The 14,800-nt window shown below is 46.5% G+C and carries 15 protein-coding genes; 6 read left to right on the top strand and 9 right to left on the bottom strand.

Annotation, left to right across the window (positions count from 1 at the left end):
• Positions 1 to 5 precede the first annotated feature (5 nt).
• From DXN04_RS09025 to DXN04_RS08985, 9 genes are all read right to left on the bottom strand, one after another.
• The gene (locus tag DXN04_RS09025) at positions 6 to 719 is read right to left on the bottom strand and encodes a sulfite exporter TauE/SafE family protein (protein WP_116853010.1); all 714 of its coding nucleotides are present in this window, start codon (positions 717 to 719) and stop codon (positions 6 to 8) included.
• A 17-nt stretch (positions 720 to 736) separates the two neighbouring features.
• Complete coding sequence (locus DXN04_RS09020) at positions 737 to 1,174, bottom strand: FixH family protein (protein WP_158568924.1); 438 nt, start codon at positions 1,172 to 1,174, stop codon at positions 737 to 739.
• 19 nt (positions 1,175 to 1,193) lie between these two features.
• Complete coding sequence (ccoG, locus tag DXN04_RS09015; RefSeq protein WP_116853008.1) at positions 1,194 to 2,576, bottom strand: cytochrome c oxidase accessory protein CcoG; 1,383 nt, start codon at positions 2,574 to 2,576, stop codon at positions 1,194 to 1,196.
• A gap of 68 nt (positions 2,577 to 2,644) precedes the next feature.
• A complete protein-coding gene (locus DXN04_RS09010; protein ID WP_116853007.1) occupies positions 2,645 to 3,748 on the bottom strand; it encodes a cbb3-type cytochrome c oxidase N-terminal domain-containing protein in 1,104 nt (367 codons plus the stop codon).
• A gap of 13 nt (positions 3,749 to 3,761) precedes the next feature.
• On the bottom strand, positions 3,762 to 3,926 hold the full coding sequence (locus DXN04_RS09005) for a CcoQ/FixQ family Cbb3-type cytochrome c oxidase assembly chaperone (protein WP_116853006.1): 165 nt from the start codon (positions 3,924 to 3,926) through the stop codon (positions 3,762 to 3,764).
• Between the two features lie 11 nt (positions 3,927 to 3,937).
• Entirely contained in the window at positions 3,938 to 6,046 is a 2,109-nt protein-coding gene (gene ccoN, locus DXN04_RS09000) for a cytochrome-c oxidase, cbb3-type subunit I (protein WP_116853005.1), read from the bottom strand.
• Between the two features lie 65 nt (positions 6,047 to 6,111).
• Complete coding sequence (gene ccoS / locus DXN04_RS08995; RefSeq protein WP_116853004.1) at positions 6,112 to 6,336, bottom strand: cbb3-type cytochrome oxidase assembly protein CcoS; 225 nt, start codon at positions 6,334 to 6,336, stop codon at positions 6,112 to 6,114.
• A gap of 205 nt (positions 6,337 to 6,541) precedes the next feature.
• A complete protein-coding gene (locus tag DXN04_RS08990) occupies positions 6,542 to 8,941 on the bottom strand; it encodes a heavy metal translocating P-type ATPase (RefSeq protein ID WP_116853003.1) in 2,400 nt (799 codons plus the stop codon).
• 112 nt (positions 8,942 to 9,053) lie between these two features.
• Positions 9,054 to 9,734, bottom strand: coding sequence for a Crp/Fnr family transcriptional regulator (locus DXN04_RS08985; protein ID WP_233525546.1), 681 nt, complete (start codon positions 9,732 to 9,734; stop codon positions 9,054 to 9,056).
• A gap of 102 nt (positions 9,735 to 9,836) precedes the next feature.
• On the opposite strand from DXN04_RS08985, the gene DXN04_RS08980 reads away from it, so the two are divergent.
• From DXN04_RS08980 to DXN04_RS08955, 6 genes are all read left to right on the top strand, one after another.
• Entirely contained in the window at positions 9,837 to 10,427 is a 591-nt protein-coding gene (locus tag DXN04_RS08980) for a pseudouridine synthase (RefSeq protein WP_116853001.1), read from the top strand.
• A gap of 63 nt (positions 10,428 to 10,490) precedes the next feature.
• Positions 10,491 to 11,366, top strand: coding sequence for a YicC/YloC family endoribonuclease (locus DXN04_RS08975; protein WP_116853000.1), 876 nt, complete (start codon positions 10,491 to 10,493; stop codon positions 11,364 to 11,366).
• Positions 11,367 to 11,390: 24 nt separating this feature from the next.
• Positions 11,391 to 11,921: a gliding motility lipoprotein GldH gene (locus DXN04_RS08970; RefSeq protein ID WP_116852999.1), complete on the top strand. Its 531-nt coding sequence runs from the start codon at positions 11,391 to 11,393 to the stop codon at positions 11,919 to 11,921.
• The gene (locus DXN04_RS08965; protein WP_158568922.1) at positions 11,902 to 12,918 is read left to right on the top strand and encodes a sensor histidine kinase; all 1,017 of its coding nucleotides are present in this window, start codon (positions 11,902 to 11,904) and stop codon (positions 12,916 to 12,918) included. The genes DXN04_RS08970 and DXN04_RS08965 overlap by 20 nt, the downstream gene beginning before the upstream one ends.
• 40 nt (positions 12,919 to 12,958) lie before the next feature.
• Positions 12,959 to 13,666, top strand: coding sequence for a response regulator transcription factor (locus DXN04_RS08960; protein WP_072358857.1), 708 nt, complete (start codon positions 12,959 to 12,961; stop codon positions 13,664 to 13,666).
• Positions 13,667 to 13,920: 254 nt separating this feature from the next.
• The gene (locus tag DXN04_RS08955; protein ID WP_116852997.1) at positions 13,921 to 14,712 is read left to right on the top strand and encodes a sensor histidine kinase; all 792 of its coding nucleotides are present in this window, start codon (positions 13,921 to 13,923) and stop codon (positions 14,710 to 14,712) included.
• The last annotated feature ends 88 nt before the right edge of the window (positions 14,713 to 14,800 follow it).

Below are 14,800 nucleotides of genomic sequence, written 5' to 3'. Positions count from 1 at the left end.
TGTAATCAAGGTTTAATACAGTGTAAAGAAACCCTCTCTTCCTGAGGGGAAAGTACCGGGCTGATATAAGGTATGCCCAGGTTCAGGCCACGCATGATGAGTAAAATGGCCATAATGCCTGCTATAACGGGTATGAAGCGCCTGATCCGGGTACGGAAGCGCAGACTGATCAGCTCTGTGAACCAGCTCACCGCTACCATTGCCGGTAGGGTTCCCGTTCCAAATGCTGTCATGAACATAGCTCCCTGCCAGGTAGCACCTGTAGCGATTGCCCCCGCTATGGCAAAGTAAACCAAACCGCAGGGCAGTAAGCCATTGAAAAAACCGATTGCATAAAGTGTACTGAAACGACGTTGACGAAGTAAGTTGCCAAGGATTGTTTTTATCCTTCTGGTATAGAACCCTCCTATCTCAGGAAGTCGGAAGGACTTCCATCCGTACTGAAAAAAAATGACCAGCAGCAATAATGCTCCTACGGTAATAGAAAGCCATTGCTGCAGGCCACCCAGATAAAATTGCCTGCCCAGCCATCCGAAAAAGATGCCAAGGCCGGTATAAGCGCTTACACGTCCTGCATTGTACAATAATATACCTCCCAGCCTGCGCGTGCCCTCCAGGTGCTGAACCGGCAAAGTAAGCGCTATCGGCCCGCACATACCTATGCAATGAAAACTGCCAATAAAACCAAGCGAAAGTGCATATAGAAATGTCAGGAACATGGTGTGTAATATTAAAGTCAGTTCACCGATATATTCTCTTCCTGGAAATAGTGTTTGCCCTTGGCATCCCATTCCATTTTAACCTGGTAGTCTCCCTTACTCAGTTTCTGTTTACTGATGCTTACCGTTCCTTCAATGCCGGAACGGAGTGGAACGGTTACATCCTGACGGGAGTCTGCCGCCTTGTAAAAATAGATCTTGCCACTCAGCGGCGTTCCCTGCATTTCAGGAGGGAAAGTTATTGCTATCTGATCGGCTGCCTGATCGATCTTTACCGGTGCCGACAGCAATGCTGCTTCTTTTCGTCCATCTATCACCTGTTGGTATTTCAGCTCTTCCGCATAATAATCATTGTTCACCATTTCCACATGTGCATGCATACTCTTGGTGACCAATGTGAGTATACCGGCCGCAAAAAGAACGAATACTACGATGATGCTATGTCCCCAGTTCATGATGATTAGTTTAAGAATGTTATTGGATCGGTCCCAGGAAAGTAGTTTTAATGGAACCGGTTTTCTTGTCGCCTGCATATAATGCTACATGCAGTACGGTTTTCCTTTTATCGATCGCGCTCTTGGGCAATACGATAAAGAAGGTACCTTCTCCCTGCGCCTCTGCTTTCACCTTGATCACGGGTGCACCAATAGATTGGATACGACCTGCAATCCCTTCCAGTCTCAACGTCAGCGGAATATCGGCTGTTGTCTTATTGATCAGTTTTATACTGTACAGGTTAGACACGCTGTCCTGTCCCCTTTCCTGGTACAGCATACCCGGTGTACGGATGATATCGCCGCCTACAGGTTGTCTGCTTGTGAGCATAAAAGTGATGGCGGTGAGGATCAGAATCAGGATAGCACTGTACACCTTCATACGGGGGGTGATTGTCAGCGGCTTATTGTTGGCAATACCATCTTCCGATGCATAACGGATCAGGTTCAAAGGCCTGTTTACCTTTGACATCATGAAATTACATGCATCAATACAGGCGGTACAACCTACGCATTCCAGCTGGGTGCCATTGCGGATGTCGATACCTGTGGGGCATACTTTCACACACTGTGCACAGTCTATACAATCCCCGAAGGCGGCATCCTGTTGTTTTTTAAAGTGACTCCTGGGTTCTCCCCTGGAGTAATCGTAAGCTACGATAACGGAGTTTTTGTCCAGCAATGCGCCTTGAAGACGGCCATACGGACACACAATTGTACATACCTGCTCCCTGAAAAAAGCAAAGACTCCATAAAAAATGCCTGCAAAAATGAGCATGGCCGTAAGGCCAGCAATATGTTCAGTTACAGGTCCCGTAATAATGCGCGACAGGTTGTCTATACCTATAATATAAGCCAGAAAGGTGTTTGCGATCAGGAATGAAAGCGCGTAAAATAACACCTGCTTACTGGTCTTTTTGATAATCTTGTCTGTATTCCAGGGAGCTTGATTCAGTACTCGCTGTGCAGCCGCATCGCCTTCTATCCAGTATTCTATCTTTCGGAACAGCATCTCCATAAAGATGGTCTGGGGGCATGCCCAGCCACAAAAGAGGCGGCCAAAGGCCATCGTGAAGATCACTATGAAGAGAATGAAGGCTACCATTGCCAACCCGAAGATGAAGAAATCCTGGGGCCAGAAAATAGCGCCGAAGAGGATAAAACGGCCTTCAACTACGTTAATCAGAAAAAGGGGCCGGCCGTTTACTTTAATAAACGGTCCGGCGAAAAACGCAATGAAATAGAGATAACTAAGAATACTTCTCGCATTATAAAGTTTACCCTTAGGTCTCTGTGCATAGATCCAATTGCGTTTCCCTTGTTTATTCACAGTCGCCAAACTGTCTCGAAACGTTGTATCCATTGTGATACGCGTTAAAAAGTGGGCCGGAACTGGTTTCCGTTTGACCGGTCAGTCCGGCCCGTGATAGGTTATTTTTCCAGATTACCCTGTGGCTCCTTTGGATTAGGAGGGTTAGAGCCATGGATACTTTTTATATAGCTTGCCAGCTGTGCCAGTTGCACAGGAGAGAAATCATCCTTCCATGACTTCATCCCTTTTTCAGGTACTCCATATTTGATGGTAGTAAATACCTTATTGATAGTTCCACCGTGTAACCAGTAGTCATCCGTGAGGTTCGGTCCTACCACACCCTGACCCTGGGGGCCATGGCAGGGAGCACAGTTGCTCGCAAAGAGTTTTTGCGCAGCAGCCAGGTCCGCAGGATCTGTCAGCTGTTTTACTGTATTTTCATCCACATTGTTCGCCGCATTTTTCAGATAGGCAGCTTTTGCTTCATCCGCTTTCGCATTGGCAATGGCCAGCTCTTCTATCTGTGATGGTGCTGAGTGAGCAACCTGGAATCGCCAGAGATACACTACTGCAAATACGATACTGACATAGAAGCCATATCTCCACCATGGAGGCGTAGGATTGTTCAGCTCATGGATACCATCATAATCGTGGCCCATGTCTGCTTCAGCTTCGGAATCAGCATCCAGGCTCTTGGTATCGTTCAGCTTTTCCAGCCAGTGAATACGTTTTTTGCCTTCAGCTACTTCTTTTTCAGCTTTCTCAGCTCTTACTTTACGTCTGCTCTTAATGCCCACCAGGATACGAAGTGCATACAGCAGAGCAATAATAACGAGGAGTTCAAGGCCGATTACAGATATCAACAGGTAAAAGGAAGATTTGGACAGACCGCTGATCGTGTTTGTTGCTGCTGTTGATGTCACAGCTTCCTGTGCCATAGCACCAGAAGCTGAAAAGAGACAGCCTACCAGTAAGCCTCCGATCAGGAGCGCTTTACTGTTTTTCAGCCTTTCCTTATAGATATCGATGGCACCGATGACTGCACTACCCAATATTACGATAGCGATAAACAGGCCTACGATTACGGTAAGGAGTACGATAGCTACAGGGTGCCCCAGTTCTGAAGGCCCATCTGGCTTGTAGGAGGTGTATTCTTCCGCAGCCGCAGGTAAGCTGGCCAGCAGTGAGAACAACAGTGTTGTATTAAAAAGTTTTTTCTTCATTGTTGGTCAGGTTTCAGCTTTCGTCTAATGGGATATTACTGATGTGGTCCACCATGCCTTTCGGTGCTTTGAAAGCCCAGATGGCTGCTACTACAAAGAACAGCGAGAAGAGGACCAATGTTATCATCGGGTAAATGCTTACGCCGGTGATGGATTGCAGATAGTTTATGAACTTCATGATAAATCAGTTTATTTCGTTTTGATATCCTTACCCATTCTTTGCAGATAAGCGATTAACGCTACGATTTCACGGTCTTTACCAACATGCAGTTTTTCTTTTTCCAGTGAACCGGCTATTTCATTTGCCTGTTTCTCCAGATCTGCGTTTGCCTGATTTTCATATCCTGCCGCGTATGGTACACCGAGTTTACGCATTACTGTAATCATAGCTGGTGTCTTGGTCTTATCCAGCCTGTCTTCGAATAACCATGGGTACCTTGGCATGATAGAACCAGGAGACATAGAGGTTGGATCCAGCATGTGATTATAATGCCATGAGTCAGGATATTTACCACCTATTCTGGCCAGATCCGGACCGGTACGTTTTGAACCCCATTGGAACGGGTGATCATAAACGAATTCACCAGCTTTGGAATACTCTCCGTAGCGGGCTACCTCGTCACGGAAAGGACGAATCATCTGGGAGTGACAGGTATAACAACCTTCGCGGATGTAAATGTCACGGCCATGCAGTTCAAGTGGCGTGTAAGGTTTTACGCTGGAGATAGTAGGAATGTTGCTTCTTACCAGGAAGGTAGGCACCAGTTCCAGTAAACCACCGATAGCTACTACAATCAGACTGAATACCGCCAGCTGAATGGGACGACGCTCGATCCAGTTATGCCAGTGTGCTTTACCATGCACCTCGATCACTTTTGGCAGTGGTGCTGCTTCTGCAGCTTCATCAGCTACAAACGTACCGCGGCTGATTGTCTTCGCCAGGTTCACGATCATCAGGATCACACCAGATAAATAGAACACACCACCTACTGCACGCAGCGCATACATTGGAACTACCGTATGTACTGTTTCCAGGAACTGGTATTTCAGCTGACCTTCTGCTGTAAACTCTTTCCACATCATGCTCTGGGTGAAAGCTGCCCAATACATTGGAATCACATAGAAGATGATACCCAGGGTACCCAGCCAGAAGTGAGTGTTCGCCCATTTGCGGTTGTACAGTTCAGTGTTGAAAATGCGTGGCAGCATCCAGTACAGGATACCGAAGGTCAGGAAGCCATTCCAACCCAGTGCACCTACGTGTACGTGAGCGATAGTCCAGTCGGTATAGTGGCTGATAGCGTTTACGTTTTTCAGGGAGAGCATCGGACCTTCGAATGTAGACATACCATAACAGGTCAGAGCTACTACAAAGAATTTCAGTATAGCATCTTCCCTTACTTTATCCCAGGCACCACGCAGGGTGAGCAGACCATTCAGCATACCACCCCATGACGGAGCGATCAGCATGATGGAGAATACAGTACCCAGTGACTGTGCCCATTCAGGAAGAGCAGTATATAACAGGTGGTGAGGACCAGCCCAGATGTAGATAAAGATCAGCGCCCAGAAGTGAATGATAGACCAGCGATAGGAATACACAGGTCTGTTCGCAGCTTTAGGCACAAAGTAGTACATGAGGCCCAGGTAAGGAGTAGTCAGGAAGAACGCTACCGCGTTGTGACCATACCACCATTGTACCAGCGCATCCTGCACACCTGCATACCAGGAGTAACTCTTCATGAAGCTCAGCGGCAACTCGAAAGAGTTGATGATGTGCAGCATGGCGATCGCTACCCATGTACCGATGTAAAACCAGATGGCTACGTACAGATGGGCCTCTCTCCTTTTCAGGATTGTCCCCAGCATGTTGGCACCAAATACAACCCAGATGAGTGTGATTGCAATGTCCAAAGGCCATTCCAGCTCGGCATATTCCTTACCGGTAGTATAACCCATGAACAGCGAAAGAGCTCCACAGGCAATGATTGCCTGCCAGCCCCAGAAGTGAATTTTGCTCAGCAGGTCGCTGTACATACGCGCCTTACATAAGCGTTGAAGTGAATAGTACACACCCATGAAAATACCGTTACCTACGAAAGCGAAGATGACGGCGTTGGTGTGAACGGGCCGGATACGGCCAAAGGTCGTAGGTGCAAAGTCCAGGTTGATGCCCGGGAGTACCAGCGCCAGCGCGGCCCAGAGACCTGCCAGCATACCAATAAGCCCCCAGCCAATACTGGCATATGCAAACCATTTCACGGTACGGTTGTCGTACGCAAATTTTTCAAGAGACATATTTGTGCGATTACGGATGACGAGTTGATCGTAGAAAAAAAATTAAACTTCCTGTTGCTGATTACTTATTGCTTACAATTCGTTGGAGTGGCAGTGCTGTTGTTGTTACAAGGTGTTGCTGGTGGTGTAGATCCGCTGGCGTGTTCGGTTGGCTTGTGCTCAAATAGAATTCGATGGGCCGGCGAGAAATGATCTTCAAACTGTCCGCTTCGTACCGACCAGATAAAGGCCGCCAGGAAACATATCGCTACCAGTAGACTGGCTCCTAGTAATAAAATGATCACGCTCATGGGTGAGTTGTTTTAATTTCCATGAACAAAGCTAGCCTACTACGGTTGCGGGGACGATGATGCCGCTCAAGGAACACACTGATATAAATCAGTGCATCCCTTGAGCAGTATCCTGCTTTATAAATTGATTAGGAGAACCTTAAAAACCCGCCCCTTGCCCCCAATGGGCAACGGGCAGGTTCTATACTAAGGTAATGGCCTGTATTTAGCGTCTGTCGGCCCATTCGCTCAGGCCATATGAGAGTAATATCATGCTGATAGAGTTCGCAGGCATCAGGATAGCCGCTGTGAGCGGTGATAAGATACCCTGCACTGCAAATGACAACCCGATCACATTATAGATCAGTGAGATCACAAAGCTGATGACAATGATCCGTTTGTTCGCAATACAGATCCTGATAAACTTCGGTAATCTCGTTAGTTGCCCTGCCTCTAAAATCCCGTCACTGGCGGGTGTAAAGTTGTTGCTGTCTTCGGTTAATGAAATACCTACATCGCTTTGTTTCAAAGCCCCGGCATCGTTGAGACCGTCACCAATCATCAGCACGCGTTTGCCCTTTGTTTGAAGGTCCAGGATGTAGTTTAGTTTGTCTTGTGGCTGCTGTGTAAAGCGGAGTGTGGCATCCTCTCCCATCAATGATTTTAGATAATCCGCTTCCCTGTCATTATCGCCTGAGAGCAAAGAGAGGCTGTAGCCTTTTGTTCTCAGACTTTGCAGGAGGGTACTGATGCCTTCACGATATTGATTACCGATCAGGAAGTAACCCAGTGGCTGCTCATTGATAGCTACGTATACGATACTACCATCATTGTGGTTCGGTACTGTTCGGGTGCCCGTAAAGGCAGCATTGCCCAGGAGCACGGCTTCCTCCTGGATATAACCGCTTACGCCCATGCCTGTGGTGGTTTTGAAGCCGCTTACAGGTACTCTCGGAATGTTGTGATAAAAAGCGCTGATCAGTTTACTCAGAGGGTGAGTTGATTGGGCCGCCACAGAAGCGATACTCATCATCTGCGCCCTGGAGAGTGTAGGACCATGCCAGGTGACAGGAATATCCTTGTTGCCGGTCAGCGTACCTGTTTTGTCAAATACTATGTCTGTTATACCCGCCATTCTTTCTATGGCACCCGCATTGCGCAGATATAATTTATGCCTGCTCAGGATACGGAGAATGTGACCATTGGTGAAAGAAGCAGCTAACAATAAGGTACATGGACAGGCCACAATCAGGATGGAAGTGGCTGCCGGCCAGATCCTGGTGTGATCAAATTTCCACCAGTAAAGGGCGGACAGCGCAGCAATTGCCAACAGGATCCAGGTAAAGTTGCGTGCCACCAGGTGAATAAATGATTCCTGACGGGTGGCTTTCTGCTTCAGTTCATCCCTGTTCCAGAGACTGGTCAGGTAGCTCTGCGCCACCTCTTTTATTGTCAGAATTTCGATGTTTCCTTCTAACTGCTTACCTCCTGCATACACGATTTCGCCTATTGATTTGCTTACCGGAACCGATTCTCCGGTTACAAAACTATAGTCTACAAGGGCGGAACCTTTTACCAGAATACCATCTGCAGGTATCAGCTCATTGTCGTGTATGAGTAAGGTGTCATTCACTTTGATGTCAGGAAGTGCTGTAGGCACTTCCTTTCCATCTTTTATAATTGTAATGGCTAACGGGAAATAAGAAGTGTAATCCCTGTCAAAAGATAAACCCTGGTAAGTCTTGTCCTGCAGTACCCTGCCTATCAACATGAAAAATACTATGCCGGTCATTGAGTCGAAATAACCGGAGCCAGTGCCGGAAATCACATCGGCCAGGCTGCGTACAAAAGTGACTACGATGGCTAATACTATAGGCGCATCAATATTCAGGAAACCTGTCTTAAGGCCGCTCCACGCCGATTTAAAAAATACCTGTGCACTGTAAAAGAATACCGGCAGTGAAAGACTCACATTCAGGATCCTGAACATTACATTCATTTTCGCGTCGGAATAACCGTAGTTACCAAAGTACTCGGGGAAACTGAGCAGCATAATATTACCAAAGCAGAAACCGGCCACTCCCAGCCGGTATATCAGGTCCCGCTGAACACGGGGTTTCTTTTGCTGCATGTCCTGCAGACTGATATAGGGTTCGTAGCCAATGCTGGTCAATACTTCAGCAATACGGCGCAGCGTGGTTTCTTCCTGCCGGTATACAATACGAGCTTCCTTGCGGGTAAAGGTAACCGTTACGCTTTCGACCCCCTTGTCCAGTTTGTGCAGGTTCTCCAGCAACCAGAGGCAGGAGCTGCAGTGAATATGTGGAATGTAAAAAGTGATGTGCGTATGTTCATCATCCCGGTACTGCAATAGTTGTTGCTGGATCTTATTATCTTCAAGAAAGGCAAATTTGTCCTTTCTCACTGGGATCCTTTGAGCAAGTCCGGGTTTATTATTTAAATTATAGTATTCACAAAGGTCATTCTCATTGAGCAGTTCGTACACCAGTTTACATCCCTGACAACAAAAAATCTTATCCCCGAGAACGATGGTAGTATCAGCACAGGCCTCTCCGCAATGTTCGCACTCCACCTCTATACCAGGGACGGCGGTAAATGTAGCCATGATAAAGGATTTGGTGCAAAAATACCGGCAATGTAAAGGGGGAAAAATGACAAGAGTCAAGAGCCGGGGTGACAACAATCAGGAAGTAAAGGAAATGACAGGACGGTGATAATTAGTCCTGTAGGTTGGCGGTGCGGGTAATTTCTTCCTGGTTGAGCAGGCGGATCTTCTTACCCTGCAGCTCAATCAGGCCGTCCTTCTTAAATTCAGAAAGCAGGCGGATGGCCGACTCGGTAGCAGTGCCTACCAGGTTGGCTATTTCTTCACGGCTCAGGCGCACATTGAGGGTGGTGCCATCCTGTTCCACGCCGTAGGTCTCCTTAATAAAGAGAAGGGTTTCAGCCAGACGTTCCCTCACAGGCTTCTGGGCCAGGTGGGTAATCTTGGTTTCGGCCTTACGCAGCTCGCTGGCAATGATGCGCATCATTTCAAAAGAGAGGTTCGCATCTTTTTGAAGGATGCTCATAAAAAGGTCTTTTGGAATAAAGCATACAGAGGAATCGTCCAGTGCGATAGCGGAAGCTGTGTACCTTTCGGCCGATAAAAGTGCCTTATAGCCGATGATGTCACCTGGCTTAGCCAGCCTGACGATCTGTTCGCGGCCATCATCTCCTGAATGAGAGAGCTTAATTTTGCCGGTATTTACGCAGTAAATGCCGAAGGGATAGGTGCCTTCCTGGAATACTACTTCTCCTTTTTTATAGGTGGAGCAGACCTTGGCGGCATCTATTTCTTCCAGATTGCACTTCTCCGCCTTGAATAAAATTGATCCAAAGCGGTCCTGACAGTTCATACACGAGGCATTATGGAAAGGCGTACACATAGTATTCGATCTCCAAAATTACTAATTTAGTAGATTAAAACCTGCAAAAAATCGCATTGCTCATCAGTCCTTATGGCATTTAATTATTATATAATATATAAACCATTCCAGGTACTTACCCGTTTCGGCAAAGAAGAAGGAAAAGCCAGCCTGGGAGATTTTTTTAAAGTTCCTTCGGATGTTTACCCGGTAGGACGCTTAGACTATGACAGTGAAGGCCTCCTGGTATTGACCAATGACAAGGCCCTCAATCACCGGCTCCTGGATCCAAAATTTGCACATGAAAGGGAATATTGGGTACAGGTAGATGGTGCTGTGACCGATACCGCTATCCGGCAACTGAGCCAGGGAGTGGATATCAATATAGATGGTAAGATGTATAAAACCCGTCCCTGCAAGGCCACCCTTTTTGAAGAAGATCCTGTAGTGCCTGAACGCAACCCTCCTATCCGTTTCCGCAAGAGCATACCCGCCCCCTGGATAAAATTGTCCCTGAAAGAAGGGAAAAACAGGCAGGTACGAAAAATGACTGCAGCCGTAGGTTTCCCAACGTTGAGACTTATACGTTACCGGATAGGGAAGGCTACTATAGCTGGTTTGCAGCCAGGCGACATGAAGGAATACAGTAAACAGGAGCTCTACGACCTGCTCTTTAAGGCCTGATCTTGAACGATTCTTTGTGCTTTGGGCTAATTTAGGTAGGTTTGTTGCTTACAAATCTCTAATATGCTGAAATCAATGACCGGCTTCGGACGGGCTGAAATAACCCGGGGAGAGACAACAATAGTGGTAGAAATAAAATCACTGAATGGAAAACAGTTTGAAGTCAACCTGAAAATTTCCCCGTTGTTAAAGCCCTACGAGTTTGATATACGCAATCAGCTGCAGCAAACGTTAGTACGTGGCACGCTGGATGCCAGTGTTAATATCAGGCAGAACGGAGCAAACCGTCCGGTGGTCATTAATACAGATCTGGCAAAGTTCTACCATCAGTCCATCACCACCCTGGCCGATGAACTGAAATTGCCCAAGGAAGATATGCTCAATGTGCTGATGAAACTCCCTGAAGTAGTGAGCCCCGCTAATGAGCAGATCTCTGAAGATGAATGGCAGGAAGTGGAAAAAGCACTGCAGCAGGCTATTTCCGACCTCGATGCGCATCGCCTGGACGAAGGTCAGGTGCTGGCAGCTGACCTGCTCACCCGCATAGAGAACATCGAAAACTACACCATCAAGGTAAGAGAACTGGACCCCCAGCGTAAAGACAGGGTAAGAACCAGACTCGAATCACTGCTGGCTGAATATGTAGGTAAAGAAAACATAGACGAGAATCGCCTGGAACAGGAACTCATATTTTATTTAGAAAAACTGGACATCTCCGAAGAACTGGTAAGACTGGAAAACCACTGCCGCTACTTCAAGGAAATCCTGAAAGAAGCAGAGCCTTCCAAGGGTAAGAAACTGGGATTCGTGTTACAGGAAGTAGGCCGTGAAATCAATACGACCGGTTCCAAAGCTAATGATGCCAACATCCAGCAATGGGTAGTACTCATGAAAGATGAACTGGAGAAAGCGAAAGAACAGGTGCTGAATGTGCTGTAATAAAAAACCGTATCGCAATAGTATATGAACAAATTCTTCCGGATGATGGCTGTAGGAATGTTGCTGGTAGCAGCTTCCTGCGAGCCCATGAAGATGGACACCTATGAAAAGAACCTGGAGATTCCGGGGCATGAATGGGCCTACAACTATAAGCCAGCATTTGAGGTCACCCTGCAACCGGCAGATACAGCCTATTTGTATAACATCTATGTGAATATCCGTCACAAGGATTCATACCCCTATAGTAATATTTATCTGCTGATCAATACGCAGTTTCCGGGTGGACAACCTATCTCCCAGAGGGTTGAATTACCCCTGGCTGATGTGAATGGCAAATGGCTGGGCAGTGGACCAAATGGTGTCAAGGTGAATAAACTTGACGACATTTATGAACACCGGATTCCTATTCAGGCAAAGGCGATATTGAACAAACCAGGCACTTATAAGTTTACTTTTGAACAAAACATGCGGCAAAATCCGCTTCCGGATATCATGAATGTTGGCTTACGGGTGGAGAAAGCCGGTTTACGGACCAATGAAAAAGCTACTCAATAAATTACAGGACGGGAAAGCCATTTCCGTCATCTATCTGTTTGTACTTGCATACACGATCCTGGCACTCGTATGGTGGGGGGTACTCCTGTTTATGCAAAGCGAACAGATTTCCCGCTTCGAGATCCAGAACCTGGTGCTGAGAACTGACAGTGTTGCACATCCCGTAGAATACAAACAGGAACTGGCACGGATCCAAACGACAGAGTACCGCCGTACTGTCATGTTCATTGGAGAAGGAATTATTTTTCTGGCCATCATCCTAATGGGCGGATTCTTTGTATACCGCTCTATCTACAAACAAATGAAGCTCTCCCAGCAACAGCAGAACTTCATGATGGCCGTAACACACGAACTAAAATCCCCTATCGCCGCCGCTAAACTCAATCTGGAAACACTTCGTAAGCATAGACTGGATGAGGAAAAGCGACTCAAGTTACTGGACAATACCATTCGCGAAACCAATCGTCTCGATCAGCTGTGTAATAATATATTGCTGGCATCCCAAATGGAATCAGACCGTTATAAGCTGTTCCGCGAAGACCTCAATTTTTCCGAACTGGTAGCCACCGGCGTAAAGGAAATAAAAGGCAGAATCGCCACACACTCTATACAGGCACATATTTTGCCAGATGTTTGGCTGAATGGTGATAAGTTCATGCTCCAGATAGCGCTGAACAACCTCGTGGAGAATGCCGCTAAATATGCACCCAGAAATACGGTTATAGACGTACGGTTAGAGGAAAATGCCGGGCAGCTTAAACTGATCGTGAAAGATGAAGGACCCGGCATCCCAGTCGATGAACGGGAAAGAATCTTCCTAAAATTTTACCGCATTGGCAATGAGAATACGCGCAAAGCCAAAGGATCGGGGTTGGGCCTCTTCCTTACCAGAAGGATCGTACAGCAACATGGCGGAACTATCATCGTAAAAGATAACGTACCTACCGGAGCATGTTTTGAAATCACATGGCCGGTATATTCCGTACAAACGGCGTAAATTACATTATCAGTAATTTAAGCTTATCGAAATTTAAACTATGAAGGAAGCTACAAAAGCATCCATACTACTGGTAGAAGACGAAGAGAATCTTCAGGAAGCCCTCAAGCTCAACCTGGAGCTGGAAGGCTATGAAGTAACGGCTGTAGATAATGGAACCGCTGCTTTAAAAGCAGTAAAAAACGAGTATTTCGACCTCATCATACTGGATATAATGTTGCCTGAAATGGATGGTATCGCCGTGTGCGAAAACATCAGGATCCAGAACAACGAAGTGCCTATCCTCTTTCTCAGTGCCAAGAACAGCAGTGCGGACCGCGTACTGGGCCTGAAAAAAGGGGGCGATGACTACATGACCAAGCCCTTCAACCTCGAAGAGCTGCTCCTGCGAGTAGAAAAACTGATCCTGAAAAACAAGAAGATCCAGGACAAAGATAGTGTCTCGAACGTCTACCGTTTCGGCGACAACCAAATTGATTTTGCAGCACAGGAGTGCATCGGAAAGGATGGCAAACACTATGAGCTGAGCAAAAAAGAAACCATGCTCCTGAAGCTCCTGATCGAGAACAAAGGAGAAGTAGTGACCCGGGAAAAAATCCTGCAGGTAGTATGGGGGTACAACGTATATCCTACCACCCGTACTATTGACAACTTTATTCTCAATTTCCGCAAGTACTTCGAAGAAGACAGCCGGAATTCCAGATATTTCCATTCAGTAAGAGGCGTAGGCTATAAGTTTACAGAATAAGCCCCTGCTGTATCTAAAATGAACTAATTGCGAAGTGCGGATCACGTATTTCGCAATTTTTTATTCTATAAACCCTACTCTCCTACCATTTACCGGCAAAAAGACACCGCTTTTATCATAAATACTGCCTAGTAATAAGTGTTGCTTCCAGCTTAAGCGGATTTGACGGATATTGTTATTCATAGTCAGACAATTTGCATTTAATTCCGAACTAAGATTTTAATTGTATCCTTGGAATAGTAAACCGATAAGGCGTGAGTTTTTGCTTTGATTTATTCAATGCAGCGGGCTGGCAATATTGGCTGTTTTTCTTGTTGAGCCTGGCCCTGGTATTGATTCTGTTCCGCAACCGGGAAAATAAGCTGAAAAAGGATGTAGCAAAAGAGATAAGCAGGCAACAGGCACTCGTCCATCTTGAAATGCATGCATTTCAGGCCCAGATGAACCCCCACTTTATTTTCAATAGCCTGAATGCTATACACCACTACATTCTTACGACCAGTACGGATCTTGCATCCCTTTACCTGACACGTTTTGCCCGCTTGATGCGGCTCATCATCCGTAATTGTAACAAAGAATGGGTGAACCTTGAAGAAGATGTGGAGGCACTGGAGCTCTATCTGCAACTGGAACAGCTCCGGTTTGGCCAACAGTTCGAATACCAGCTGGAAGTACTTCCTGCTGTCGCTCAGCAGCTTACTTTTGTCCCTCCCCTGCTTATACAGCCATATGTACAGGATGTCATCTGGCGTCGCCTGCTCCTAAGGCCGGGCAAAGGTGGTATGCTCAATATTACCATCGACCGGGAAGGAGATACTATTGCCGTGTGTATTGAAGATAACGGTGTACAACAGGAGGCCCCCGACCTGGACCAGCAATCCTACCTCAAAAAAGGTATCACCATTGCCGGAGAAAGAATACAGGTGATCAATGAAAAATATCATATTCAGGCACAGATAGCTGAAGAAGAAGACCCTTCCGGACATCGTATCAAAATTTCCATGCTCCATGTTAATAGTCGTATGATGCCCACACATGAAGGATAATGCTTAGCTGTCAAATTAAAAATAGTTCCAATGTCAACAGATTTTGTATTTTCAACGCAGAATTATTACCATCCTAATCAACTCAATT

It is taken from the genome of Chitinophaga silvisoli, from assembly GCF_003412465.1.
Taxonomy (GTDB): domain Bacteria; phylum Bacteroidota; class Bacteroidia; order Chitinophagales; family Chitinophagaceae; genus Chitinophaga; species Chitinophaga silvisoli.
The sequence above is the reverse complement of the archived record's forward strand: the minus strand, read 5'-3'. Positions and strand labels throughout refer to the sequence as shown.